The 25,141-nt window shown below is 67.9% G+C and carries 21 protein-coding genes and 3 tRNA genes; 12 read left to right on the forward strand and 12 right to left on the reverse strand.

All coding sequences use genetic code 11. The annotated features are described in order from the left end of the window. The first annotated feature begins 1 nt into the window (after nt 1). Nucleotides 2–610 (forward strand): ClpP family protease, encoded by a 609-nt coding sequence (locus G6N60_RS26815; RefSeq protein WP_163743126.1) that lies wholly within the window; start codon nt 2–4, stop codon nt 608–610. Nucleotides 611–613: 3 nt separating this feature from the next. On the opposite strand, the gene G6N60_RS26820 is transcribed toward G6N60_RS26815, so the two are convergent. Further along, nucleotides 614–937 carry a helix-turn-helix domain-containing protein gene (locus G6N60_RS26820; protein ID WP_163743128.1) on the reverse strand — a complete coding sequence of 108 codons (324 nt, stop codon included), beginning with the start codon at nt 935–937 and terminating at the stop codon, nt 614–616. Between the two features lie 193 nt (nt 938–1,130). Here G6N60_RS26820 and G6N60_RS26825 point away from each other — a divergent pair, with 193 nt between their 5' ends. Continuing rightward, nucleotides 1,131–1,286: a hypothetical protein gene (locus G6N60_RS26825; RefSeq protein WP_163743130.1), complete on the forward strand. Its 156-nt coding sequence runs from the start codon at nt 1,131–1,133 to the stop codon at nt 1,284–1,286. A gap of 16 nt (nt 1,287–1,302) precedes the next feature. Here G6N60_RS26825 and G6N60_RS26830 read toward each other — a convergent pair whose 3' ends face one another. The 3 genes from G6N60_RS26830 to G6N60_RS26840 all read right to left on the reverse strand — a co-directional run bounded on the left by G6N60_RS26830 (nt 1,303) and on the right by G6N60_RS26840 (nt 5,788). Next, entirely contained in the window at nt 1,303–2,649 is a 1,347-nt protein-coding gene (locus tag G6N60_RS26830; RefSeq protein ID WP_163743133.1) for a hypothetical protein, read from the reverse strand. Nucleotides 2,650–3,107: 458 nt separating this feature from the next. Continuing rightward, the gene (locus G6N60_RS26835; protein ID WP_163743135.1) at nt 3,108–5,303 is read right to left on the reverse strand and encodes a coiled-coil domain-containing protein; all 2,196 of its coding nucleotides are present in this window, start codon (nt 5,301–5,303) and stop codon (nt 3,108–3,110) included. 402 nt (nt 5,304–5,705) lie between these two features. Beyond that, nucleotides 5,706–5,788: transfer RNA gene (locus G6N60_RS26840), tRNA-Leu, on the reverse strand. 238 nt (nt 5,789–6,026) lie between these two features. Between G6N60_RS26840 and G6N60_RS26845 the strand changes: the two genes are divergently transcribed. The 7 genes from G6N60_RS26845 to pknB all read left to right on the forward strand — a co-directional run bounded on the left by G6N60_RS26845 (nt 6,027) and on the right by pknB (nt 15,642). After that, nucleotides 6,027–7,475, forward strand: coding sequence for an FHA domain-containing protein (locus tag G6N60_RS26845; protein ID WP_163743137.1), 1,449 nt, complete (start codon nt 6,027–6,029; stop codon nt 7,473–7,475). 171 nt (nt 7,476–7,646) lie between these two features. After that, nucleotides 7,647–8,117, forward strand: coding sequence for an FHA domain-containing protein FhaB/FipA (locus G6N60_RS26850; protein WP_163743139.1), 471 nt, complete (start codon nt 7,647–7,649; stop codon nt 8,115–8,117). Continuing rightward, the gene (locus tag G6N60_RS26855) at nt 8,114–9,619 is read left to right on the forward strand and encodes a PP2C family protein-serine/threonine phosphatase (protein ID WP_163743141.1); all 1,506 of its coding nucleotides are present in this window, start codon (nt 8,114–8,116) and stop codon (nt 9,617–9,619) included. The genes G6N60_RS26850 and G6N60_RS26855 overlap by 4 nt, the downstream gene beginning before the upstream one ends. Beyond that, on the forward strand, nt 9,616–11,031 hold the full coding sequence (locus G6N60_RS26860) for a peptidoglycan glycosyltransferase RodA (protein WP_163743143.1): 1,416 nt from the start codon (nt 9,616–9,618) through the stop codon (nt 11,029–11,031). The genes G6N60_RS26855 and G6N60_RS26860 overlap by 4 nt, the downstream gene beginning before the upstream one ends. Next, complete coding sequence (gene pbpA / locus G6N60_RS26865; RefSeq protein ID WP_163743145.1) at nt 11,028–12,506, forward strand: D,D-transpeptidase PbpA; 1,479 nt, start codon at nt 11,028–11,030, stop codon at nt 12,504–12,506. Before G6N60_RS26860 ends, pbpA begins: the two co-directional genes overlap by 4 nt. Next, nucleotides 12,503–13,753: a protein kinase domain-containing protein gene (locus G6N60_RS26870; RefSeq protein WP_163743147.1), complete on the forward strand. Its 1,251-nt coding sequence runs from the start codon at nt 12,503–12,505 to the stop codon at nt 13,751–13,753. Before pbpA ends, G6N60_RS26870 begins: the two co-directional genes overlap by 4 nt. After that, nucleotides 13,750–15,642, forward strand: a complete 1,893-nt coding sequence (gene pknB / locus G6N60_RS26875; protein WP_163743149.1) for a Stk1 family PASTA domain-containing Ser/Thr kinase — start codon at nt 13,750–13,752, stop codon at nt 15,640–15,642. Before G6N60_RS26870 ends, pknB begins: the two co-directional genes overlap by 4 nt. On the opposite strand, the gene G6N60_RS26880 is transcribed toward pknB, so the two are convergent. Together G6N60_RS26880 and G6N60_RS26885 are read right to left on the reverse strand one after the other, a co-directional pair. Beyond that, on the reverse strand, nt 15,620–16,294 hold the full coding sequence (locus tag G6N60_RS26880; RefSeq protein ID WP_163743151.1) for an aminodeoxychorismate/anthranilate synthase component II: 675 nt from the start codon (nt 16,292–16,294) through the stop codon (nt 15,620–15,622). The genes pknB and G6N60_RS26880 overlap by 23 nt on opposite strands. 17 nt (nt 16,295–16,311) lie before the next feature. Further along, a complete protein-coding gene (locus G6N60_RS26885; RefSeq protein WP_163743153.1) occupies nt 16,312–17,061 on the reverse strand; it encodes a DUF881 domain-containing protein in 750 nt (249 codons plus the stop codon). A 109-nt stretch (nt 17,062–17,170) separates the two neighbouring features. On the opposite strand from G6N60_RS26885, the gene crgA reads away from it, so the two are divergent. Together crgA and G6N60_RS26895 are read left to right on the forward strand one after the other, a co-directional pair. Next, nucleotides 17,171–17,455 carry a cell division protein CrgA gene (crgA, locus tag G6N60_RS26890; protein WP_163743156.1) on the forward strand — a complete coding sequence of 95 codons (285 nt, stop codon included), beginning with the start codon at nt 17,171–17,173 and terminating at the stop codon, nt 17,453–17,455. Between the two features lie 155 nt (nt 17,456–17,610). Next, on the forward strand, nt 17,611–18,030 hold the full coding sequence (locus G6N60_RS26895; RefSeq protein WP_163743157.1) for a PH domain-containing protein: 420 nt from the start codon (nt 17,611–17,613) through the stop codon (nt 18,028–18,030). A 54-nt stretch (nt 18,031–18,084) separates the two neighbouring features. Here G6N60_RS26895 and G6N60_RS26900 read toward each other — a convergent pair whose 3' ends face one another. Then, the gene (locus G6N60_RS26900) at nt 18,085–18,612 is read right to left on the reverse strand and encodes a peptidylprolyl isomerase (protein WP_163743160.1); all 528 of its coding nucleotides are present in this window, start codon (nt 18,610–18,612) and stop codon (nt 18,085–18,087) included. A 106-nt stretch (nt 18,613–18,718) separates the two neighbouring features. Here G6N60_RS26900 and cwsA point away from each other — a divergent pair, with 106 nt between their 5' ends. Then, nucleotides 18,719–19,156 (forward strand): cell wall synthesis protein CwsA, encoded by a 438-nt coding sequence (gene cwsA, locus G6N60_RS26905; RefSeq protein WP_163743162.1) that lies wholly within the window; start codon nt 18,719–18,721, stop codon nt 19,154–19,156. Nucleotides 19,157–19,193: 37 nt separating this feature from the next. Here the strand turns inward: cwsA and G6N60_RS26910 are convergent. The 5 genes from G6N60_RS26910 to gyrB form a co-directional block, all read right to left on the reverse strand. Further along, nucleotides 19,194–19,266, reverse strand: a tRNA-Ala gene (locus tag G6N60_RS26910). A 120-nt stretch (nt 19,267–19,386) separates the two neighbouring features. Continuing rightward, nucleotides 19,387–19,460, reverse strand: a tRNA-Ile gene (locus G6N60_RS26915). A 65-nt stretch (nt 19,461–19,525) separates the two neighbouring features. Further along, nucleotides 19,526–20,413: a DUF3566 domain-containing protein gene (locus G6N60_RS26920; protein ID WP_163743164.1), complete on the reverse strand. Its 888-nt coding sequence runs from the start codon at nt 20,411–20,413 to the stop codon at nt 19,526–19,528. A 59-nt stretch (nt 20,414–20,472) separates the two neighbouring features. Beyond that, the gene (gyrA, locus tag G6N60_RS26925) at nt 20,473–22,998 is read right to left on the reverse strand and encodes a DNA gyrase subunit A (RefSeq protein ID WP_163743166.1); all 2,526 of its coding nucleotides are present in this window, start codon (nt 22,996–22,998) and stop codon (nt 20,473–20,475) included. 30 nt (nt 22,999–23,028) lie between these two features. Continuing rightward, nucleotides 23,029–25,047 (reverse strand): DNA topoisomerase (ATP-hydrolyzing) subunit B, encoded by a 2,019-nt coding sequence (gene gyrB / locus G6N60_RS26930; protein ID WP_163743168.1) that lies wholly within the window; start codon nt 25,045–25,047, stop codon nt 23,029–23,031. Nucleotides 25,048–25,141: the final 94 nt, after the last annotated feature.

Consider the following 25,141-nt stretch of genomic DNA (forward strand, 5'->3'; position numbering starts at 1 on the left):
CATGGGGCACTACTCGATCCCGAACGTGGTGGAGCGCACCGCAGGTGGCGAACGCATCGTCGACGTCTACTCGCGGTTGCTGTCCGACCGCGTGGTCTATCTCGGAACCGAGATCGACGACGACGTCGCCAACGTCATCGTCGCGCAGCTGCTGCATCTGGAGTCCGACGCCCCCGACCAGCAGATCAGCCTGTACCTCAACTCACCCGGCGGTTCGATGTCGGCGACCATGGCCATCTACGACACCATGCAGTTCATCCACTCCCCCGTCGCCACGACCTGCGTCGGCCAAGCCGCATCGGGGGCCGCGGTCCTGCTGGCCGGCGGCGCCGACGGCGAACGTTCGATGTTGCCGCACGCCAGGGCACTGCTGCATCAACCGTCGATCGGCGGTCAGGGAACCATCTCCGACCTGACTCTGCACACGAAAGAAGTGTTGCGGGTGCGGGGTCAGATGAACGAGGTCCTAAGCGCTCACACTGGCCAGACCGTCGACACCCTGCTCCGAGACACCGAGCGCGACAAGGTGTTCACAGCCGAACAGGCGGTGGCTTACGGACTGGCCGACCGCATCGTGCCGCCGCGCAAGGTGCGGTCGGCAGCAGCCTGACGGTCAGGCGGCCAGCAGGACGGGACCCGACGGGCGCGTCGCCGGGGGGCTGACCGCCCGCAGCCGGCGTCCCGTGAGCTGACGATCGCCGGCCCGCAAGAGGTCGACGAGCCGCAGCCCGAGTGCGCCGCAGATCGATGCGAGCATCTCCGACGACGGCTCCTTGAGACCTCGCTCCACCTCGGACAGGTACTGCGGCGAGATGCCCGCGCGTTCGGAGACGTCCCCCAGCGTCCGACCCTGCTTCGTGCGCTCGGAGCGGATGGCCTTACCGGCGAGCTCGCGCCACAGCGGTTCGACGTCGGGGGACTCCGGCTTTGCGGTCATGGGCTCACGATAAGGCGCGTCGGGTAGCGCAGGGGTGCTCGTTTCGCCGACAGCAGAGCGACCCGTCGCGCAGAAAATCGGTTGCATCCGAACACGACTCGCTTCGACCATGGAGGTAGCAAGCTCACAGGGAGGGATCGTGCGGAGATACCGCAGAGGCGACAGGGTCACGGCCCGCAGCGGGATAGCCGGCATGAACACCCCCGACGTGCCCGCCGGCGCGGTGGGGACCATCGTTCGGACGACGCTGCTGGGCCAGCCCAAGACCGTCCACTTCGAGCTGACGACCGCCTTCGGGCCCAAGCGGTTCGAGGTGGGCGTGCACCGCAGGCCCGTCGACCTCGTCTAGCCAGGCCCGCCGACCGTTAGCCCGCCGCCGATCCAGCGTCCGCGTCATCTTTAGTCGTCGGCGAGGTCGTGGACGAGCCATCGTCGTGGGTCTCCGCCTGGCGGCCCGTGCTTGAGGGTGGCGGTGAGAGCTGTTGGTGCGCAGCCTCATTCGTGGCGGTTGGACCGCCGCTGGTGGTGGCACCGTTCTCGGATTTGATGTTCAGGTGCGCGGTGGGTGTCGAGTCGTCCTCGGTGTCTTGGTGGACGGTGGGCGTGTCGTCGTCCTCGGTGTCGGTGTCTTGGTGGCGTTGCGCGACGGTGTGTTCTTCCGCGGTCGCCGGTGAACCTTCGTCGTAGGACTGATCACCCCCGGCGCCCCGATCGTCCTCGGTGTCGACCCGGGTGGTCGCGTTGGTCCGCGTGCCCGGGCCATGCTGATCCGAGTCCTCACTCGAGGAGCCGTCATCGGCCGAGTCGTTGCGGCCCGGGTGCTCGGTCACCGCGTCAGAGCTCACCGTGTCAGAGGCCGCCGCCGGAAGTCCGGCCTCGGCCGGCGCGGCCGCGTGGGCCTGCTCGACAACACCGTCGGCGTTCCTGTCGGTAGCCGCAGCCACCTGCACGGGCTTTCCCGACGCAATTTGGTAGTCGGCGTGGGCCGAGAACGCATCGATGTCGGCAAATCGGTAGGCATCCCGAGACTCGATCTCTGCAACTCGCAGGTTCTTGACCTTCTCCAGCGCGGCGCGCCACTTCGGGTCTAGGACGTCGAGGGCGTGCAATTCAGCCTGCGCGGCCTTGAGATCGGACAGCACCTTCTGCCGGTAAGCCTTCTTCTCCGCGAACGCGGCCCGCGTCTTTTCGGCAACAATCTTCTTCGCCGCTATGTCCGCCTCAGTCGCCGGGACGCTGCCTGGGCCGTTGGCGGCGGCCAGAAGCCTGTCGGCCGCCGCTAGTTTCCTTCCCGCCACGAAGGCCGCGCCGCCAAAGTAGGTTTCCTCGTCCGACGCGATCCAGGTGTCTACCTCGGCTTGCTCCACCTCGGCCTTCTTCCGCCCGTACTGCGGATCGCTCGTCGCGAGCGCGTCAAGCTCTTTGTGTGCCTTCGTCAGCTTTGCTCGTGCCTCGGTCAGGCGTGCCAAGGCCTTGAATTTGCTGTCGAACGCCCTGTCGACGGCACCCTGCAGATCGCCATCATCGTCGGAGAGCCTCTGCGAACCGTTCACCATGTTGCGTGCCGCGGCAGCGTCGCCGTCGGCCTTCTTCCCTGCGGCCGCACCGGGCAACAACCGCCGAAACGCCTGGCCCACCGCATCCAGGAACATGCTCAACGGATCCCGAGCGGCCGAGCCCTTCTTGCCAGTCGAACCGTTGTTGAACACCACGCTGAACGGCTGTCGCGCATGAGCCTGTGCCGTGGGTCCCCACCCAATCGCGATACTCAATGGCGCACTGCTACATCCCGACCCCAAGGTGATCCCCGAGACCGACACACACGACGCCTGGGCCACCGCGGACTGACCCAAGCCACCGGAGAACAACAACCCTGAGGTCACCGTGCCAGCCACCAACGCCTTCGTCCGCTGCGCGGCCCGATTTCCACCCGACACTCGACACTTGGACACGTCGACATCCCTTTCATCACCACGCCCACGAGCGGTCACACCGCCCGATACGGCCGAAAAGCTAAGCGCCGCAACCACCAACGACAACTACGCACTTGCACCCACCGCGTCCGCAGGGCCGGCGTGAGCGCGACCGGTCGCGTCGAGACCGCCAGCCGAAGCGCTCCCCGGACCGAATCCGTCATCCATTGATGACGGATGGCGACGCGGTGTTCCCATCAGGCCGCGTCTGCGCCTGCGCCGGCCGCGCTCGGCTTGTCGGAACCCTCTCCCGTGTCGTTGGCGACCGACGTACCTGGGCTGCTGGGACCGTTGTCCTTGTCCGTCTCCGTGGACGTGGACGTCTCCGTGGACGCGCTCGGGTCCCCTGAACCGGTCGTGCGAGCACCCTCCACGTTGGCGTCTTTCGCGGATGCCTCGTCGGCGCCGGCCTTGGTACCGGTCTGCGGCTGATCCGGTTGCGTCTGCGGCTCGGTAGCTGGTGCGGCGACGTCCGTTGGCTTCTGGGGCGTCGATCCTGCCTGCGGGGGAAGTGCGGTGTCGCCGTGGGCAAGCCCCAGGGAAGCCAGTGCCTCTTCTGCCCTCTTCACCGCGGCAGCGAATTCGTCACCCATGAGCTTGGCGCGATTTTGCTTGATGTAATCCCCGGTAGTGGCTGCCTTCAGCGCCTCCTGCGAGGCTGCCTTCTTGGTGGTCATCTTGGCGGCTTCGTCGTCCAACGCCTTCTTCGCGGCAGCCGCCTGCTGGCTCTTCTGCGCCGCCATCTCAGCCCTGTATTTCGCGGCCTCCGCCTTGGTGTTGGCGTCCAGTAGCGCATTTTTGGCAGTCGCAAGCTGCTCTTGGGCCTGTCGCAGTTTTTCCTGGGCCTGTCGCAGTGCCTCTTGCGCGTTGTCTACATCGCGCTTCGCGGCCGCCGCCAATTCGGGCCCACGTCTGCTCATGCTGATGTACCCGTCCGCTGTCTCGGCTTGGACCTTCTTGTAGTAGCTGAGGTCTTCTGCTTTCTTTTGCGTGTCGGCGTTCTGCTTCGTCACGAGCTCCTCGGCGCTACTCACCTTCGCGTGGAGATCAGTGAGCGGTGCTGCTGCGTCCTCGGATGCCTTCTTTGCGGCTGCCTCTTCGTCCTGCGCGCTCTTGAGGGCGGCAGCAGCGTCGTCGGCCTTCTTCTTGACGGCAGCGTCCGCGTCGGCCTTCGCCTTGGCCGCGGCCTCCTGATCAGCCTTGTCCCGCGCCGCCTTGGCCTCGTCTTCAGCTTTCTTGCGCGATGCCGCGGCCGCGTCATCGGCCTTCTTACGATCCGCCGCGGCCTCCTGATCAGCCTTGTCACGCGCCGCCTTGGCCTCGTCATCGAGTTTCTTGCGCGACGCAGCGGCGGCCTCGTCGGACTGGTTCGTCGTGGCGTTCTGAGTCCCGGTGATCTTGGTCAAGTCCTCGTCGAGTTTCTTCCTCGCCGCATCGAAATCGGTGCGCTGCTTGTCCAACTCCGCCTGCTGCTTGGCCAGGTCTTGTTCGAGAGTCTTCTTCGCGTCGGCATCGACGGTGCCGCGCAGCTTGGACAGGTCGTCGTCGAACTTCTCTGCCGCCGTCTCCAGCCTCGAGCGTTGCTCCTCCAACGCCGCGCGCTGCTTGTCTAGCTCGGCCTTCTGCGCAGCCAACTGCTCGTCGGCCCTCTTCTTGGCGTCGGCGTCCAACGTGCCGGCGGCAGCAGCAGCATCGTCGTCGAGCTTCTTCTTCGCCGTCTCCAGATCGGCGCGCTGCCGGTCCAAATCGGCTTTTTGCTTCGCCAAGTCCTCCTCGAGCTTCTTGAGCCCCGCGGTAGACGAGTCCGCGCCATGCTGGGCCTTCTCGGTGTCGAACTTCTTCCTGGCCGCGTCCAATTCGGACTGCCGTTTGTCCAGATCGGCGCGTTGCCTGTCCAGCTCCGCGTTCTGCTTGGCGATGTCTGCGTAGGCCTGCTTGGTCTTGTCGTCGGGGGGACTCGAGGTCGCCGCGTCGTCGAGTTTCTTCTTCGCCGCGTCCAGGACGGCGCGCTGGCGTTCCAGCGCCGCGCGTTGACGCTCCAACTCAACACCGCGGCGATCCAACTCCTCCAGCTGAGCCTTGGTCGGACGGGCCGCAGGGGCACCCGGCAACAACCCCCGGAACGCTTGGCCCACCGCCTCGATGAACATGCTCAGCGGATCCCGAGGGGCCGAGCCCTTCTTTGCGGCCGAACCGTTGTTGAACACCACGCTGAGCGGCTGTCGCGCATGGGCCTGTGCCGTGGGTCCCCATCCGATCGCAAGGGACAACGGCGCACTGCTACACCCCGACCCCAGGGTGATCCCTGAAATCGACACACACGACGCCTGGGCCACCGCGGCTTGGCCCATCGCCCCGGAGAACAACACCCCCGAGGTCACCGTGCCGGCCACCAAGGCCTTCGTCCGCTGCGCGGCCCGATTCCCACCTGACACCCGATGCTTGGACCTGGACACGACGAAACCCCTCTCACCGGCGATCACTTCGCGCCGTCAAGGCCGAAAAGCTAAGCGGGACAACCGCCAACGACAACTACGCACTTGCACCCTCGCCTCCGCGGGGCGAAGCGGGCGCGACCGGTCGCGTCGTCGAGAGCGTCAGCCGAAGCGCTCCCCGGGACCGAATCCGTCATCCATTGATGACGGCTGGCGACGCGATGTTCCCGTCAGACCGCCGCAGCGTGGGACCCGGCGCCGCGGGGCTGAGGAAGATCAATGGGCCGCTAAACGACGACGGTCACGAACCCGGAAGAGTTCGTGACCGTCAAGCCTGGAGTCCGTCGGACTCCTTCATTGTGGGCGAAGGGGGACTTGAACCCCCACGTCCCGAAGGACACTGGCACCTGAAGCCAGCGCGTCTGCCATTCCGCCACTCGCCCCAACAACCGGGTGAGACTATCACGCACGGTGGCTCACTCCCCAACCGCGCAGTTGGGGCGGTATCCAACGCGACCAACCGCCCGTGACCTGGTTGTTTCTGATTCTCAGAGATCTGTTGGTCACGTTCGGCGGCTACTGGCCGATAGCATGCGTTAAAGGTGCACCGGTCCACGACCTGCAGGTCGCGAAACGTGTCGCGCGCAACCGACTAGGACGAACAGCGAGGCAGGCGGTGAAATGGGACTCGTCGACCGCTTCGAGCGCAAGCTCGAGTCGACCGTCGGTGACACCTTTGCCAGAGTCTTCGGCGGTTCGATCGTCGCGCAAGAGGTCGAGGGGATTCTGCAGCGCGAAGCCGAGTCAGGTGTCCGAGACGTGGGCGGCGGGCGAATTTTGGCCCCCAACGACTACGTCATTACCCTCAGTGCATCCGACTTTCACAAGGTCCGTTCGGACCCCGACCTCACCCCGACGACTTTTGCCCGATACCTGGAGGGATTCATCCGTGACCAAGGGTGGCAAACGTATGGTGATGTGGTCGTTGGATTCGAAGCGTCACCGCAGCTGCACACTGGCCAGTTCCGCACCCGCGGGACGGTCAACCCCGACTCGACCAGCGGCGAAAGCGCCCCTGCACTCCCAGACCGTGCTCATACCGCAGAACCAGGAGTTCCACCGATGACCGACAATCCGAGCTACCGCGGCGGCCATGGACAAGGGCAGCCAGGCGACGACTACGAGTATGGCCGACAGGGCGAAGAGCCACGCGCGCCGTACCCGCCCGCACCCGAGGGCGGCTACCCGCCTCCCCCACCCGCGCCCCCGGCGGGCGGTTATCCCGAGTACGGCGGCTACCCGGACCGCGGCGGCTACCCCGACCAGGGCTACCCGCCGCCCAACTACGAGCAGAGGCCGCCGTCCGGATACGGTCCTCCCCCCGGCGGCGGCTACCCGGACCAGGGTTACCGTCAGCCGCCCCCCGGCTACGGCCCACCCGCCGGCTACGGCCAGCCCGAGCCCGGCGGCTACGACTACGGACGCCCGCCGGCCGCACCGCCACGTGGCGAGGAGTACGGGCGTCCCGAGGCCCGTCCCGAACCGCCCCGGCCCAGCTACCCCGACCAGGGCGGCTATCCGGATCAGGGCGGTTACCCCGACCAAGGGGGCTACCCCGACCAGGGTCACTACGGCGGCCAGGCCTACGGCAGGCCCGACTACGGCCAGCCCGACTACGGCCGCTACGCGGAGACCGCAGCGCCCGCCGGCTACGGCGAACCCGGCTACGGCGACCAGGGCTATGGCCAGCAGGCCGACGGCGGCTACGGTCAGCCCGCCGGGTACGACTACGGCCAACCGCCCGCAGCGGGCGCCGGCTATGGCGGGGGCTACGGCACCAGCGGCGCGAACGTCACCCTGCAGTTGGACGACGGCAGCGGCCGGACGTACCAGCTGCGGGAGGGCGCCAACGTGATCGGACGTGGGCAGGACGCCCAGTTCCGCCTCCCCGACACCGGAGTGTCGCGTCGCCACCTGGAGATCCGGTGGGACGGGCAGGTCGCCCTGCTCTCGGACCTGAACTCCACGAACGGCACGACGGTCAACAACGCACCCGTGCAGGAGTGGCAACTGGCCGACGGCGACACGATCCGCCTCGGCCACTCCGAGATCATCGTCCGCGTGCACTGAGGACTCAGGTCGGTCGCGGCTGGGGTGCAAGCTGTTGCTTCGACCTCGCGTCTGCGACCGGCCCAAGTATCGTGACCATGCCGACGGCGGCCGACACGGCCGGTGCGCGGTGCGACGCGGCGTGATGACGCCGACGCGGCGACATCGGGTCGGTGACGGAGAGGACGTCAGATGCAGGGGTTAGTGCTGCAGCTGACACGCGTCGGCTTCCTGCTCCTGCTCTGGCTGTTCATCTGGTCGGTCCTGCGCATCCTGCGCACCGACATCTACGCCCCCACCGGCGCCGTCATGGTGCGCCGTGGTCTTGCGCTGCGCGGCACGTTACTGCCCAGCCGCGGCGAACGCCGCAACACACCCCGCCACCTCGTGGTCACCGAGGGCGCGCTCGCCGGCACCCGGATTCAGCTGGGCGCCCAGCCGGTGCTGATCGGCCGCGCCGACGACTCGACGCTGGTTCTGACCGACGACTACGCATCGACACGGCACGCACGGCTGTCGCCGCGGGGCTCGGAATGGTACGTCGAGGACCTAGGATCGACCAACGGTACATACCTTGACAGGGCGAAGGTGACGACGGCGGTAAGGGTTCCGATGGGAACGCCGGTGCGAATCGGCAAGACGGTGATCGAGTTGCGCCCATGAGTCTCGTCCTCCGCTACGCCGCGCGCAGCGACCGCGGCCTGGTCCGCGCCAACAACGAGGACTCGGTCTACGCCGGTGCGCGGCTGCTCGCGCTCGCCGACGGCATGGGCGGACACGCGGCAGGTGAGGTCGCCTCCCAGTTGGTCATCGCCGCGCTGGCACACCTGGACGACGACGAGCCGGGCGGCGACCTGCTCAGCCAGCTGAACTCTGCGGTGCACGAGGGCAACTCGGCGATCGCCGCACACGTCGAGGCCGATCCCGAACTGGAGGGCATGGGCACCACGCTCACGGCAATCCTGTTCGCGGGCAACAGGCTTGGCCTGGTGCACGTCGGCGATTCGCGCGGCTACCTCCTGCGCGACGGTGAGCTCACCCAGATCACCAAGGACGACACCTTCGTGCAGACCCTCGTCGACGAGGGCCGCATCACCGCCGAAGAGGCGCACAGCCACCCCCAGCGGTCGCTCATCATGCGCGCCTTGACGGGCCACGAGGTCGAACCCACCCTGACGGTGCGCGAGGCCCACGCCGGCGATCGCTACCTGCTGTGCTCGGATGGACTGTCCGACCCGGTCAGCCACGACACCATCCTCGACGCCCTGCAGATCCCCGACGTCACCGAAAGTGCCGACAGGCTCATCGAAATGGCGTTGCGCGGCGGCGGACCCGACAACGTGACCGTGGTCGTGGCGGACGTCGTCGACTACGAATACGGGCAGACGCAGCCCATCCTCGCGGGCGCGGTGTCCGGCCAGGACGACCAGAGCGCGCCGCCGAACACGGCGGCGGGCCGCGCCTCGGCCTTCAACCCGAAGCGCTTGGCGGCGGCCGCCAATCGGCCCGCGGCCGAACCCGAGCCGCCGTCGAAGAAGCCGCGGTCCCGGCGGCGCATCGTCTTCGTCGCCCTGCTGCTGCTCGTGCTGGTGCTCGCCGGACTTGCCGTCGGGCGCATGGTCATTCAGAACAACTATTACGTCGCCGAGCGCGACGGTTCGGTGCAGATCATGCGCGGCGTGCAGGGCAGCTTCCTGGGAATGCCTCTGCAACAACCGTTTCAGATCGCCTGCCTCGATTCCCGCAACGCGATCACCAACATCGGGGTCGACGACAGCCGCGGCAATTGCAAGCCGCTTCAGGTCGCCGACCTCCGCGAGTCCGAGCGGGCGCAGGTCGCCGCCGGACTGCCCGGCGGCACTCTCGACGAGGCGATCCGCCAACTGAGGGAGCTCGGCCAGTCCTCGGTGCTGCCCGTCTGCCTGCCACCCGCCCCGCGGACGACGCCCACCCCCACGCCCACGCCGGCGCCCGCCGCCACGACCACCACCACGTCGGGCGCTCCGACGACGACCTCGTCGGCAGCCCCCTCGACGGCGTCGGACCTGCCCGAGGTGCCGACGACCGTGACCGCGCCACCCCCTCCGCCACCGCCGTCCCCGACCGTGACGGCCCTTCCCCCGCCGCCGCAGAAGCCGGGCACCGACTGCCGGATCGCGTCATGAGCTCCCAACCGCAGGCGCCGGTGACCGTGGTGCCGCCGCTGCCCAACCGGCGCAACGCGGAACTCTTCCTGCTCGGGTTCGCCGCGGTGATCACCACCGTGGCGTTGCTCATCGTCGAGGCCAATCAGGAACGCGGCGTCAGCTGGGATCTGCTGCAGTACACGCTCGGGTTCCTGGCCCTGTTCGGGGCCGCGCACCTCGCGGTCCGGCGCTTCGCCCCGTATGCCGATCCGCTCCTGCTGCCCGTCGTGGCCGTCTTGAATGGCTTGGGGCTGGTCATGATTCACCGTCTCGACCTCGCGGAGGGCGCACTCGGCACCGGCGGTGCCCGCGGTCCGAGCGCCAATCAGCAGATGCTGTGGACGCTCGTCGGCGTGATCGCGTTCTGCCTCGTCGTGGCCTACCTCTCCGACCATCGCATGCTCGCTCGCTACGGCTACGTCTGCGGCCTCGTCGGCCTGGTGTTCCTCGCGATCCCCGCGCTGCTGCCCAGTTCGATCTCCGAGGAGAACGGCGCGAAGATCTGGATTCGCGTGCACGGCTTCTCGATTCAGCCCGCCGAGCTGTCGAAGATCCTGCTGCTGATCTTCTTCGCCGCGGTGCTCGTCGCCAAGCGCAGCCTGTTCACCAGTGCCGGCAAGCACTTCCTGGGAATGAACCTGCCGCGTCCGCGCGATCTCGCGCCACTGCTGGCCGCGTGGATCGCCTCCGTCGGCGTCATGGTGTTCGAGAAGGACCTCGGCACGTCGCTGCTGCTGTACGCGTCCTTCCTCGTCCTGGTGTACGTGGCGACCGACCGACTGAGCTGGGTGTTGTTGGGCCTCACCCTGTTCGCGATCGGCAGCGTGCTCGCCTACCACGTCTTCGCCCACGTCCGCGTGCGGGTGGAGAACTGGCTGGACCCCTTCGCCGATCCCGACGGCACCGGCTATCAGATGGTGCAGTCGCTGTTCAGCTTCGCCACCGGCGGCATCTTCGGCACCGGTCTCGGCAACGGCCAGCCGGGGACGGTGCCCGCGGCATCGACGGACTTCATCATCGCGGCCGTCGGCGAGGAACTCGGCCTCGTCGGACTCGCCGGCGTGCTGATGCTGTACACGATCCTGATCATCCGCGGGCTACGGACCGCGATCGCGGTGCGCGACAGCTTCGGCAAGCTGCTGGCGGCGGGGTTGGCCTCGACGCTGGCCATCCAGTTGTTCATCGTCGTCGGTGGTGTCACCAAGCTGATCCCCCTCACCGGGCTGACCACGCCGTGGATGTCGTACGGCGGCTCGTCGCTGATCGCCAACTACGTGCTGCTGGGCATCCTCATCCGCATCTCGCACTCGGCCCGCCGCCCGCTGGACGGCAAGGCCCCGAACGCCACCCCCATCGCGGCGGCGCGCACCGAGGTGATCGGACGCGTATGAACACCTCACTGCGCCGCATCTCCGTCGCCGTCATGGCGCTGATCGTGCTGCTCCTCGCGAATGCCACTCTGACGCAAGTGTTTCGGGCCGACGCGCTGCGCTCGGATCCGCGCAACCAGCGCGTGCTCCTCGACGAGTACTCGCGTCAGCGCGGCCAGATCTCGGCGGGTGGGCAGCTGCTCGCCTACTCGACGTCCACCGACGGGCACTTCCGCTTCCTGCGCGTCTATCCGAACCCGCAGGCGTACGCGCCGGTGACGGGCTTCTACTCGCTGCTGTACTCCAGCACGGGGCTGGAGCGCGCCGAGGACAGCATCCTCAACGGGTCCGACGAACGGCTCTTCGGTCGCCGGCTGGCCGACTTCTTCACCGGCCGCGACCCCCGCGGCGGCAACGTCGCCACCACCATCAACCCGCAAGTGCAGCAGGCCGCGTGGGACGCGATGCAGAAGGGCTGCAACGACGGTCCGTGCATGGGCGCGGTCGTGGCGCTCGAGCCGTCGACCGGGAAGATCCTCGGCATGGTGTCGGCGCCGTCGTACGACCCGAACCTGCTCGCCTCGCACGAGGGCAGCGTGCAGTCCGCCGCGTGGCAGCAGCTGCGCGACGACCCGACCGGTCCGCTCGTCAACCGCGCGATCTCCGAGACCTATCCGCCCGGTTCGACGTTCAAGGTGATCACCACCGCCGCGGCGCTCGCCAACGGCGCCACCCCGGACACCCAGGTGACCGCGGCTCCGCGAATTCCGCTGCCGGACAGCACCGCAACGCTCGAGAACTACGGCGGGACGCCCTGCGGGAACGATCCGACGACGACCCTGCGGACCGCGTTCGCCAAGTCCTGCAACACCGCGTTCGTCGACCTCGGGATCAAGACCGGCACTGGAGCCCTGCGCAGCACGGCCGAGGCGTTCGGTCTGGACGCCGCTCCCCCGCCCATCCCGCTTCAGGTGGCGGCGTCGACCGTCGGACCCATCGACGACGCCGCGGCGCTCGGCATGTCCAGCATCGGGCAGAAGGACGTCGCGCTGACCCCGCTGCAGAACGCGATGGTCGCCGCGACCGTGGCCAACGGGGGCGTGACGATGCAGCCGTACCTGGTGGACGACCTCAAGGGGCCCGACCTGGCGAACATCAGCTCGACCAGCCCACACGAGCTTCGCCGGGCGGTGTCCTCGCAGGTCGCCTCTACACTTACGGACTTGATGATTGACGCCGAACAGGTGACCCAGCAGACGGGTGCCATCGCGGGCGTCCAGATCGCCTCGAAGACGGGCACCGCCGAACACGGATCCGACCCCCGCAACACGCCACCCCACGCCTGGTACATCGCATTCGCGCCGGCCAAGGCACCCAAGGTGGCGGTTGCGGTCCTAGTGGAGAATGGCGGTGACCGATTGTCCGCCACCGGTGGCGCCCTGGCCGCGCCGATCGGGCGGGCGACCATTGCCGCGGCTCTGCGGGAGGGATCATGAGCGCGCGCGTCGGAGTGACGCTGTCCGACCGCTACCGTCTTCAGCGACTCATCGCGACGGGCGGCATGGGCCAGGTCTGGGAGGGTCTGGACACCCGGCTGGGTCGGCAGGTCGCGATCAAGGTGCTCAAGGCGGAGTTCTCGACCGACGCCGAGTTCGTCGAGCGGTTCCGCGCCGAGGCGCGCATCGTCGCGATGCTGAACCACCCAGGGATCGCCAGCGTCTACGACTACGGCGAGACGGACCTCGACGACGCGGGCCGCACCGCCTACCTGGTGATGGAGATGGTCACCGGGGAGCCGCTGAACTCCGTGCTCAAGCGCACCGGGCGGCTCTCGCTGCGCCACGCCCTCGACATGCTCGAGCAGACCGGGCGCGCGCTGCAGGTCGCGCACACCGCGGGTCTGGTGCACCGCGACGTGAAGCCGGGCAACATCCTGATCACCCCGACGGGCCAGGTGAAGCTGACCGACTTCGGCATCGCCAAGGCGGTCGACGCCGCTCCGGTCACCCAGACCGGCATGGTCATGGGCACCGCCCAGTACATCGCTCCCGAGCAGGCGCTCGGGCGCGACGCGACCGCTGCCAGCGACGTGTACTCCCTCGGCGTGGTGGGCTATGAATCGGTCGCGGGCCGACGTCCCTTCACCGGCGACGGCGCCCTGACGGTGGCGATGAAGCACATCAAGGAGCAGCCCGCGCCGCTGCCGTCCGACATTCCGCCCAACGTGCGGGAGCTGATCGAGATCAGCCTGCTCAAGGAGCCGGGCCAGCGCTACCGCTCGGGCGGCGCGTTCGCCGACGCCGTCGCCGCCGTGCGCGCGGGTCGTCGGCCGCCGCGACCCAACCACGCTCCGTCGATCGGCCGGGCCACCCCGGCGGCCATACCGTCGACGGTGCATCCACGCCCCGTCGCCGACTACGGTCGGCCGCCGACCGCCAACGTGCGCACGCGTCCACCCACCGGCAGCCACCGCACCCCGCCGCCGAAGCGCACCTTCTCCCCGGGTCAGCGCGCGCTGCTGTGGGCGGCGGGCGTGCTCGGCGCACTCGCGATCATCATCGCCATCCTGATGGTGCTCAACGTCCAGGACCGCAAGGACAAGCCCGCGCCGACCACCGAGACCAGCACCACCGTGGTGGGTCCCTCCCCCGCGCCGTCCTCGGCGACGCCCGGCGCCATGGCCCCAGGCGTCGTATGGGCCCCCACGGTTCCGTCGATCGGCGTAGAACAGACATCCACATGACGACCCCCCAACACCTGTCCGACCGCTACGAACTGGGCGAGATCCTCGGCTTCGGCGGCATGTCGGAGGTCCACCTGGCCCGTGACGTACGCCTGCACCGCGACGTCGCGGTCAAGGTGCTGCGCGCGGACCTGGCCCGCGACCCGAGCTTCTACCTCCGGTTCCGCCGCGAGGCGCAGAACGCGGCCGCGCTGAACCACCCCGCGATCGTCGCGGTGTACGACACCGGCGAGGCCGAGACGGCCACCGGGCCGCTGCCCTACATCGTCATGGAGTACGTCGACGGCGTGACGCTGCGCGACATCGTGCACAACGACGGTCCCATCGAGCCGCGCCGCGCGATCGAGATCATCGCCGACGCGTGCCAGGCGCTGAACTTCAGCCACCAGCACGGCATCATCCATCGCGACGTCAAGCCCGCGAACATCATGATGAGCAAGTCGGGCGCGGTGAAGGTGATGGACTTCGGCATCGCGCGGGCGCTGCACGACGGCGGCGTCAGCGTGACGGCCACCGCCGCGGTCATCGGCACCGCGCAGTACCTGTCACCCGAGCAGGCTCGCGGCGAGACGGTCGACGCCCGGTCGGACGTGTACTCGCTGGGGTGCGTGCTCTACGAGGTGCTCACGGGCGAGCCGCCGTTCGTCGGGGACTCCCCCGTCGCCGTGGCCTACCAGCACGTGCGCGAGGATCCCGTGCCACCGTCGGAGCGCAACGCCGCGCTGTCTCCCGAGCTCGACGCCGTCGTGCTCAAGGCGTTGGCCAAGAACCCGGACAACCGCTACCAGAGCGCGGCCGACATGCGCACCGACCTGATCCGCGTCCACAGCGGTGAGGCGCCGGAGGCCCCCAAGGTGTTCACCGACGCCGAGCGCACGTCGCTGCTCTCGGCGGCCCCGACGGGCGGTCGCAACCACCCCACCGACCGGATGCCAGCGCATCAGGCGACCTACACCCCGCCCAAGGAGCGCAACCCGGCCATCGGGCGCTGGCTCACCGTCGTCGCGGTGCTGGCCGTCCTGACCGTCGCGGTCACGGTGCTGCTCAACTTCGTCGGCGGCAACCCCCGCGACGTCCAGATTCCCGACCTGCGCGGGCAGAAGCGCGACGATGCCGTCGTCTCGCTGCAGAACCTCGGGTTCAAGACCAACATCAACCAGCAGACGAACTCCACCGTGCTGCCCGGCCTGGTCATCAGCACCGACCCGCCGGCCAACACCGCGGCGGCCCGCGACGACGAGATCACGATCAACGTATCGGTGGGTCCCGAGCAGCGCGAGGTGCCCGACGTGTCGAAGCTGCTGCCGGCCGACGCCGAGCGCAAGCTGAAGGACGCCGGCTTCGACCAGATCAAGCAGGTGCCGGGTACCTCGAGTCCCGACGACAAGGGCCGGGTCCTGCAGACCATGCCGTCGGCGAATTCCACCTCGGCCATCACCAACGTGATCACGATGGTCGTCGGGAGCGGCCCCAACCAGCAACAGATTCCCGAGGTCGCGGGGCAAACCGTCGACGTCGCGACGCAGATTCTGACGGCCAACCAGTTCACGACGGCGATCCCCGTCCCCGTCGACGGTCTGGCGAACACCAAGGGCCAGGTGATGGGCACGCTTCCGCCGGCCGGACAGACCGTCCCGGTGGACACCCCGATTCAGCTGCAGGTCTCGTCAGGCAACCAGTTCAAGATGCCCGATCTGCACGGGAAGTTCTGGACCGAGGTCGCGCCGCTGCTCCAGTCGCTGGGCTGGCAGAACATGGGCAGCAACTTCATCAAGCTGCCCGACGCGCAGAACAGCGGCGTCCCGACGGCGGGCGTGGTGACTCAGGACCCGGCGCCGGGCACCCCGTTGAAGTTCACCGACCCGATCACGCTGAGCTTCGCGCAGTAGCCGTCCGCACGGTGTTGGCGACGTCGTCCTCCAGCGTGCTGACCAAGCCCTCGTCGAGCGGCTGACCGCACACGGCCAGCCAGTTCGCGAGCATCCGGTGACCGCCCTCGGTCAGGATCGACTCGGGGTGGAACTGCACCCCGTGGATGGGCAGGTCGGCGTGCTGCACGCCCATCACGACGCCACCCGAGGTTTGCGCGGTGACGTGCAGGTCGGCGGGCATGGTGTCGGGCAGGATCGTCAGCGAGTGGTACCGCGTGGCGGTGAACGGATCCGGAAGTCCTATCAGCACACCAACATTCGCGTGATTGACGCTGCTGGTCTTGCCGTGCAGGAGTTCGGGGGCACGGTCCACCGTCCCGCCGAACGCGACCCCGATCGCCTGGTGGCCGAGGCAGACGCCCAGTAGCGGAGTGCCCGCGTCGGCGCTTGCCAGCACGAGGGGGATGGAGGCGCCGGCGCGTTCGGGGGTGCCGGGTCCCGGGCTCAGCAGGATGCCGTCGAAGTCCTCGGCGACCTTCGCGATGTCGGCGTCGGTGGCCAACCGGGGATCGTCGTTGCGCCACACGTCGGCGTGCACGCCCAGCTGACCGAGGTACTGGACGAGGTTGAAGACGAAGCTGTCGTAGTTGTCGACGACGAGGACGCGCATCGGCCCAGGTTACTGGCTCAGTAGCCGAGCGGACCGGCCGGCTTGGCGTAGCGCATCCGCACCGCGGGGGGATGGGCGACGACGTCGACGTCGGATCGCGTCTGCTCGGTGTACCCGAGACCGAAGCGCAGGACGTAGCGCTTGTAGAGGGTGACCATGGGCGAGGCGGCGAGCGCGGACTGCATGGCGGAGGTGTCGCCGATCGCGGTGATCACGTACGGCGGGCTGTAGGTGCGACCGTTGAGCAACAGGGTGTTGCCGACGCACTGCGGCGCCGACGTCGTGATGATCCGCTGGTCCTGCATCTGGATGCCCTCGGCCCCGGCGCTCCACAGCGCGTTCAGCACGGCCTCGATGTCCTGCTGGTGCACCACCAGGTCATCGGCGGACGCATCGCCGGGGAAGCGGCCCGCGGCGTCGCGCTGGGCGTCGGTCAGGGTGACGACGACGCCGGGCCCGTGCAGGGCCACCAGCCCGGCGTCGGCGGCCAGTGCGTCGGCTCGCGAGGTCATCGCCGCCAGGGCCGCCGCGGCGGTGGGAGTGCCGCCGTGATGATTGTCGACGTCGTTGGTGAGCGTCTCGCGCTCGGCCGACAGCCGATCGACCGAGGCCTGCGCCTCGCGCACCAGGTCGACCAGGCGGGGTGCGTCACTGCGGCGAATCTCGTTGCCTCCGGACACCGTGTGGGTGGTGGCCAGGAGCAAGCCCGCGCAGAGGCAGACGATGGGTACGCCGTAGCGCCACGGAGAACGGCCTGCGGCAGCCATCGTTTCTCCCGTCTTCGGAGTGCTGCGTTACGCTCTGGGATGCAGCGGTTACATCCTTGCACCCACAACGTCAGATCGTCCCCCCGCAGCTAACTGTTCGAAGGTGTTCATGCCCAAGTCCAAGGTCCGCAAGAAGAACGACTTCACGATCAGCCCGGTCAGCCGGACGCCGGTCAAGGTGAAGGCCGGTCCGTCGAGCGTCTGGTTCGTCGTCCTCTTCGTCGGATTGATGCTGTTCGGCTTGATCTGGCTGCTGGTGTTCCAACTCGCTGCGACCAACCCCGTCGACGCGCCCAGCTTCCTGACGTGGATGGCCAAGCTGGCCCAGTGGAACTACGCCATCGCGTTTGCCTCCATGATTACCGGGTTGTTGCTCACCATGCGGTGGCGATGACCGTTTCGCGCCGTGGAAACGCGCCCAAGTCGTTCGGCCGCGTTTCGTTGCTCGCAACCTCCGCGTCACCCAATCACACCGATGTGATTCATCCCCATTGGGGATAGCACTCGTGGATAACCCGATAGTCCGCGGACAAACGGTGCAAGGCAGCTGTGCAGCAAACTGAATGGGGCCCGCCCACCGCGGGCATCGCCGCGTGTGGATTCGTCGGCTTCGTGATGGCCGTCGCTGCTGTGACCGTGGTCACAGACGTTCCGGGACGGTTCCTTGCCGGCGTTGCCGCAGTGGGTCTCTTGGCGTTTGCAACGATGTCGTGGCGCGCGCGTCCCAAGCTGGCAATCACCGGCGACGGCGTGGTGGTTCGCGGGTGGTTCGGCACGCAGGTGTTGGGCCGTCAGAACCTGGCGAAGGTGCGCATCACCGAGTTCCGCCGGATCGGCCGCAAGGTGCGGCTGCTCGAGATCGACACCGCGCCGGATGATCGGCTGCTGGTCTTCACCCGGTGGGATCTTGGGACCGACCCCCTGCACGTCCTCGACGCCCTCACCGAGGCCGGGTACGCGGGCAACTAACCCCAGACAGCGAGGTGCCCCGCGAGCCGGGCCCGCGGGGCACGTCGGTGAACGCTAGGAGATGGTGATCGAGTCGATGACGACCGGCTCCGTCGGACGGTCCTGGCCGTCGGTCGGGGTGTTGCCGATCTCGTCGACGACCTTCTGCGACTCGGGGTCGACGACCTCACCGAAGATCGTGTGCCGACGATTCAGGTGCGGCGTCTTGCCCACGGTGATGAAGAACTGCGAGCCGTTCGTGCCCGGACCGGCGTTGGCCATGGCCAGCAGGTAGGGCTTGTCGAAGACCAGCTCGGGGTGGAACTCGTCGGCGAACTGGTAGCCGGGGCCGCCGCGGCCGGTGCCCGTCGGGTCGCCGCCCTGCAGCATGAAGCCGCTGATGACCCGGTGGAACACCGCGCCGTCGTAAAACGGACCCTCGGTGCCGCCGGAGGCATTCTCGGTGCTGTAGTCCTTGGTGCCCTGAGCCAGGCCGACGAAGTTCGCGACGGTCTTGGGCGCATGGTTTCCGAAGAGCGCGATCTTGATGTCACCGCGGTTGGTGTGCAGGGTCGCGGTTGCTGTCTGTATGGGACTGGTCACGGGATGCCAGTGTGCCATTTCGTCTTTCGGCGCCGGGTTCCGGCCCCCCTCCGGCGGGCACCGAATAGGGTGGGCGCCGGACATCCCCCGGCAGAGAGGCTGGACCATGAGCACGACGACGAAAGTCGCCCGCCTGACCCCGGCGGCGCGCATCGCCCGCGGTCTGAAGTACACGACGGTGGGTCCGGTGGACGTCACCAGGGGAGCGCTCGGCATCGGCGTCAACTCGACGCGGGCCTCGGCGTCCTGGGCGGTCAACCGGTACCGGCTCAACCGGTTGAAGGCTCAGGTGAAGCAGGAGCTCGCCGCCGCCCAGTCGACGATCGCCCACGAACTGTCGGCGGCCCAGGACGTGGTGGCTAATCTCCCGCAGTCGATCCACGTCGGGAAGGCGAAGCGACGGCGGCCGAGGCCGCTGGTGCTGGCGGGAGCCGCGGTGGCCGTACTCTCCGTCGGCGCGGTGTCGTTCTCGATCATCAGGCGTTCGACCCAACCCGAGCCGTCGTCGCTGCCGCCCAGTGTCGACGTCACCCCAGCACCGTGAGATCGATTGCGCGGCAACGTTTTTGACGGGCGGGGAGTGGAGCCTAGGGGATTCGAACCCCTGACATCTGCCTTGCAAAGGCAGCGCTCTACCAACTGAGCTAAGGCCCCTCGGCGGCCACGTGCCACACCTCGACGCGGTTGCGCGACCTGAGGATCATCGCGACCGCGGCGACGATTGCGAGCACCACGAAGACCTTCACAGTGCACCCTTCTCGTCAAGGCGAACCGTGGGCCTGGGAGGACTCGAACCTCCGACCTCTTCGTTATCAGCGAAGCGCTCTAACCACCTGAGCTACAGGCCCGTACACACGTACGGCCGAGGGACGAGATTACCGCAGTCCCCGCCATGGCCCAAAACGGCCGCCGATCAGTCCCTGTCCGCCAGGGTGACCTCGATGCCGCCCACCAGATCGGTCGTCAGGTTGTAGATGAACGCCCCACAGGTCGCCATCGCCGTGAGCAGCACGATGTTGACCAACCCGATGAGGGCCGCGCCCCCAAAGATCGTTCCGCTGGAGACCAATTCACCGCCGCTGCCGCCACCGCTGGTCAACAGGTCACCGACGTTGCTGTTCAGCTTGCTCCACACGCCCATGCCGCCGAGCACCAGGTAAAGGAACGCGACGGCGATCATCCACACGAAGAACAGCGAGACGCTGAGCACCAGGGAGACCTTCAGCACGCTCCACGGATCCAACCGACGGATCTGCATGCTGGCGCGCACCGGCCCCTGCGAGCGGTTCGCCGCCGACGCCCGGGTGGCGGTCGTCGTCCGCGTGACGGGCTCTCCACCGGGCCGCTCGGCGGCCGGCTTGCGCGCCGATCGCGGTGCGGGACCGGAGAGGTCGGGGAGCTCGCTGGCGTAGGTGTCCGGACGTCCGGACTCCGGCCGCTCGACGCGGGTCGGCTGACCCGATTCGGACTCGCGGGCCGGTGCCGACTCACGGGGCGCCGACTCACGCGGGGCCGTCGCCTCGCGGGCCGGACCCGACGACGGACCCGCCGCGGGACCACCGGCGATGAAGCGGTTCAGTCGGGCATCGGGACCGGGGGAGGGACCGGGGGAGTGGCCGGCCACGGCGCCCGCTCGCGGACCCTCCTGCGGCCGTGGCCGCGCCGGACCCCGTTGCCACGGTGGCACGTCCCCCGACGACGACGGACCGTTCGGCCCGGCCTCGTGGGTGCCGTTCGAACCGTTGGCGCCACCGGTGCCCTCGGTGGCGCGCGGCGGTCCCGGCTCGTTGGGTGAACCCACCTACGGCTCCTTAGTTCGGGCCGGCTGCCGGAGGCAATCGGCGTGCCCACCTACGGGCATCACGTCGCGCTGGTCTCTGTCTCGTTCTCGGTGTCGTCGTCGGCGGCATCCTCGTCGGCATTGCGGGCGACGGCAATCAGTGTGTCGCCATCGCCGAGGTTCATCAAGCGCACACCCTTGGTTTGCCGCCCAGCCTTGCGCACCTGCCGCGCCGCGGTCCGGATGACGCCGCCGCTCGACGTGATGGCGTACAGCTCGGTGTCCTCGTCGACGATGAGGGCGCCGACCAGAGTGCCACGCCTGCGGTCGTACTGAATCGTCAGGATGCCCTTGCCGCCGCGACCCTGGGGCGTGTACTCCTCGATCGGCGTGCGCTTCGAGTAGCCACCCGACGTCGCGACCAGCAGATACGTACCCTCGCGGACGACGTTCAGCGACAGTAGCTGATCGTCCTCGTTGAACCGCATGCCCTGCACGCCGGAGGTAGCCCGGCCCATCGGCCGCAGGGCCTCGTCGGTCGCCGAGAAGCGAATCGACTGACCCTTCGCCGAGACGAGCAGCAGATCCTCGGTGGCCGCACAGAGCACCGCACCCACGAGTTCGTCGCCGTCGCGCAGGTTGACCGCCACGATGCCGCCGGAGCGGTTGGAGTCGAAGTCGGTCAGCTTGGACTTCTTGACCAAACCCTTCTTCGTGGCCAGCACAAGGTAGGGCGCGTCCTCGTAGCTCTTGATCCGGATGACCTGGGCGATGCGCTCCTCGGGCTGGAACGCGAGCAAGTTGGCGACGTGCTGCCCGCGCGCGGTCCGCGACGCCTCCGGCAGCTCGTAGGCCTTCGCCCGGTACACCCGGCCCTGCGTCGTGAAGAACAGGATCCAGTCGTGGGTCGAGCTGACGAAGAAGTGCTTGACGATGTCGTCCTGCTTGAGACCCGCGCCCTGCACGCCCTTGCCGCCGCGCTTCTGGCTGCGGTACAGGTCGGACTTGGTGCGCTTGGCGTAGCCGGTCTCGGTGATCGTCACGACGACCTCTTCGCGGGCGATGAGGTCCTCGTCGGCGACGTCGCCGTCGGCCGGGATGATCCGCGTGCGCCGGTCGTCGCCGTACTTCTCGACGAGTTCTGCGAGTTCATCGCGCACGATCGCACGCTGACGCTCCGGCTTGGCCAGGATGTCCTCGAGGTCGGCGATCTCCGCCTCGATCTTGGCCAGGTCGTCGACGATGCGCTGGCGTTCCAGGGCGGCCAGGCGGCGCAGCTGCATGTCGAGGATCGCCTGCGCCTGGATCTCGTCGACGTCGAGCAATTCGATCAGGCCGGTCCTGGCCACGTCGACGTTGGCCGACGCCCGGATGAGGGCGATGACCTCGTCGAGCGCGTCGAGCGCCTTGACCAGGCCGCGCAGGATGTGGGCGCGTTCGTTGGCCTTGCGCAACCGGTAGATCGTGCGCCGGACGATGACGTCCAACTGGTGCACCACGTAGTACCGGATGAGCTGGTCGAGCCGCAGCGTGCGCGGCACGCCGTCGACGATCGCCAACATGTTGGCGCCGAAGCTCGTCTGCAGCTGCGTGTGCTTGTAGAGGTTGTTCAGCACCACCTTCGCGACGGCGTCGCGCTTGACCTCCACCACGATGCGCAGGCCCACGCGGTCACTGCTCTGGTCCTCGATGTTGGAGATGCCGGCGAGCTTGGCATCGCGCACCTGGTCGGCGATCGAGGTGATGAAGTTGTCGTGGTTGACCTGGTACGGCAGCTCGGTGATGACCAGCAGGGTGCGGCCCTTGGAGTCCTCCTCGACCTCCACGACGCCCCGCATCCGGATCGAGCCGCGGCCCGTCGTGTAGGCGTCGTGAATGCCCTGCGAGCCGACGATCAATCCGTAGGTGGGGAAGTCGGGCCCCTTGACCCGCTCGGTGACCGCGGCCAGCGTCGCCTCTTCGTCGGCCTCGTGGTTCTCGAGGCACCAGAACACCGCCTCGGCCAGCTCGCGGAGGTTGTGCGGCGGCATGTTGGTGGCCATGCCGACCGCGATGCCGCCCGAACCGTTGGCCAGCAGGTTGGGGAACCGGCTGGGCAGGACCGTCGGTTCCTGTACCCGGCCGTCGTAGTTCGGGATGAAATCGACTGTCTCCTCGTCGATTTCGCGCAGCATCTCCATCGCCAACGGCGTGAGACGCGCCTCGGTGTACCTCATGGCGGCTGGCGGATCGTTGCCCGGCGAACCGAAGTTGCCCTGACCGTCGACCAATGGGTAGCGCAGCGACCACGGCTGGGCCATCCGGACGAGCGTGTCGTAGATCGACGAGTCACCGTGCGGGTGGTAGTTGCCCATCGTCTCGGCAACGGAGCGAGCGGATTTCGCGTGCCCGCGGTCCGGGCGGAACCCGGAGTCGTACATCGCGTAGAGCACGCGGCGGTGCACCGGCTTGAGGCCGTCCCGTACCTCGGGCAGTGCGCGGCCGACGATGACGCTCATCGCGTAATCGATGTAGCTGCGCTGCATCTCCTGCTGGATGTCGACCGGTTCGATGCGGTCGGTCGTCGCGCCGTCGTCGCCGCCGGGCGGCAGGGTGGTGTCAGTCATGGTGTCAGCCTTCGTCTTTGAGTGGCGGCGTTACACGTCGAGGAAGCGAACGTCTCTCGCATTGCGCGTGATGAAGCTGCGGCGGGCCTCGACGTCCTCGCCCATCAGGATCGAGAACAGCTCGTCGGCCGCCGCGGCGTCGTCGAGGGTGATGCGCCGCAGCACGCGCGCGCTGGGGTCCATCGTCGTCTCCCAGAGTTCCTTGGCGTCCATCTCGCCGAGACCCTTGTAGCGCTGAATGCCGTCCTCCGCGTTGATCTTTCGCCCCGCGGCCCGGCCCGCCTCGAGCAGTCCGTCGCGCTCGCGGTCGGAGTACGCGAACTCCGGCTCGCTGCGCTGCCACTTCAACTTGTACAGCGGCGGCTGGGCCAGGAAGACGTGACCGTTCTCGATGAGCGGCTTCATGAACCGGAACAGCAGCGTCAGCAGCAGCGTCGAGATGTGCTGACCGTCGACGTCGGCGTCGGCCATCAGCACGATCTTGTGGTAGCGCAGCTTCGCGATGTCGAACTCGTCGTGGATGCCGGTACCGAGCGCGGTGATGATCGCCTGCACTTCGGTGTTCTTCAGGACGCGGTCGATGCGGGCCTTCTCGACGTTGATGATCTTGCCGCGCAACGGAAGAATGGCCTGATACATCGAGTCGCGACCACTCTTGGCCGAGCCGCCGGCCGAATCACCCTCCACCACATACACTTCCGAGAGTCTCGGGTCGGTGGAGCGGCAGTCGGCGAGCTTGCCGGGCAGACCCCCGATGTCGGTTGCGCTCTTGCGGCGCACCAGTTCTCGCGCCTTGCGCGCCGCCATCCTGGCCTGCGCGGACTGCACCGCCTTGTTGACGACGGTCTTGGCCTCGGCGGGGTTGGCCTCGAACCAGTGCGTCATCTGCTCGTTGCAGATCTTCTGCACGAACGACTTGACCTCGGTGTTGCCCAGCTTGGTCTTCGTCTGGCCCTCGAACTGCGGCTCACTGACCTTGACCGAGATGACGGCGGCCAATCCTTCGCGGATGTCGTCACCGGTGAGGTTGGGGTCCTTCTCCTTGAGGAGCTTCTTGTCCTTGGCGTACTTGTTGACCACCGTGGTCAGCGCGCTGCGGAAGCCCTCTTCGTGGGTGCCGCCCTCGTGGGTGTTGATGGTGTTGGCGAACGTGTGCACCGATTCGGAGTAGCCGGCGTTCCACTGCATCGCGATCTCGACCTCGTGGCCGGGGCCCTTGCCGTCGAAGTCGATGATGCTCTGCTGGATGGGCGTCTTCGTCCGGTTGATGTGCTTGACGAAGTCGACCAGACCACCGGGGTAGTGGTAGGTGCGGTGCTTGACCTTGTGCGGGGCCTTGGCCTCGGCTTCCTTCTCGTCGGCCGACTTCGGCGCCTCCGCGGTGTCGCTCACGACTTCGTCGACCACCTCGTCGGCGGTCACGCGCTCGTCTGTGAGTTCGATCGTCAGCCCCTTGTTCAGGAACGCCATCTCCTGCAGGCGACGGGCAATGGTTTCGAAGTCGTAGTTCGTGGTCTCGAAGATGTCGGGGTCGGCCCAGAAGCGGATCGTGGTGCCCTTTTTAGTGGTCTTCTCGCCCTGGCGCAGGGTGCCGGGCACGGAGTGATCGTAGGTTTGAAACCACTCGAACCCATCGGTGCGAATGTCGGCTTCCAGGCGCGTGGACAGCGCATTCACGACCGACACACCCACGCCATGCAAGCCACCCGAGACGGTGTACGCCCCTTCCTCGAACTTGCCACCGGCGTGCAGAACGGTCATCACGACGTCGACGGTGGGGATGCCGGTGCTGTGCATCGCCACCGGAATGCCGCGCCCGTCGTCGGTGACCTCGACGCCGCCGTCCTCGAGGATGCGGACGTCCACCTTGGTGGCGAAGCCCGCCATCGCCTCATCGACCGCGTTGTCGACGACCTCCCACACCAGGTGGTGCAGACCGCGCTCACCCGTGGACCCGATGTACATGCCCGGACGTTTCCGCACCGCCTCGAGGCCCTCGAGAACCTTGATCGATTCTGCGCCATATGCGGTCTTGTCTGAGGCAGCCACAGTTAGCGCGTCTCCTTGGTATTTTCGAGGTGCGAAGAGCCATTGCCCTCGCGAGTCCAGACCAGTCTACCGTGATGCACTGTCAGCACTGATT

This window comes from Mycolicibacterium madagascariense, assembly GCF_010729665.1.
GTDB lineage: Bacteria > Actinomycetota > Actinomycetes > Mycobacteriales > Mycobacteriaceae > Mycobacterium > Mycobacterium madagascariense.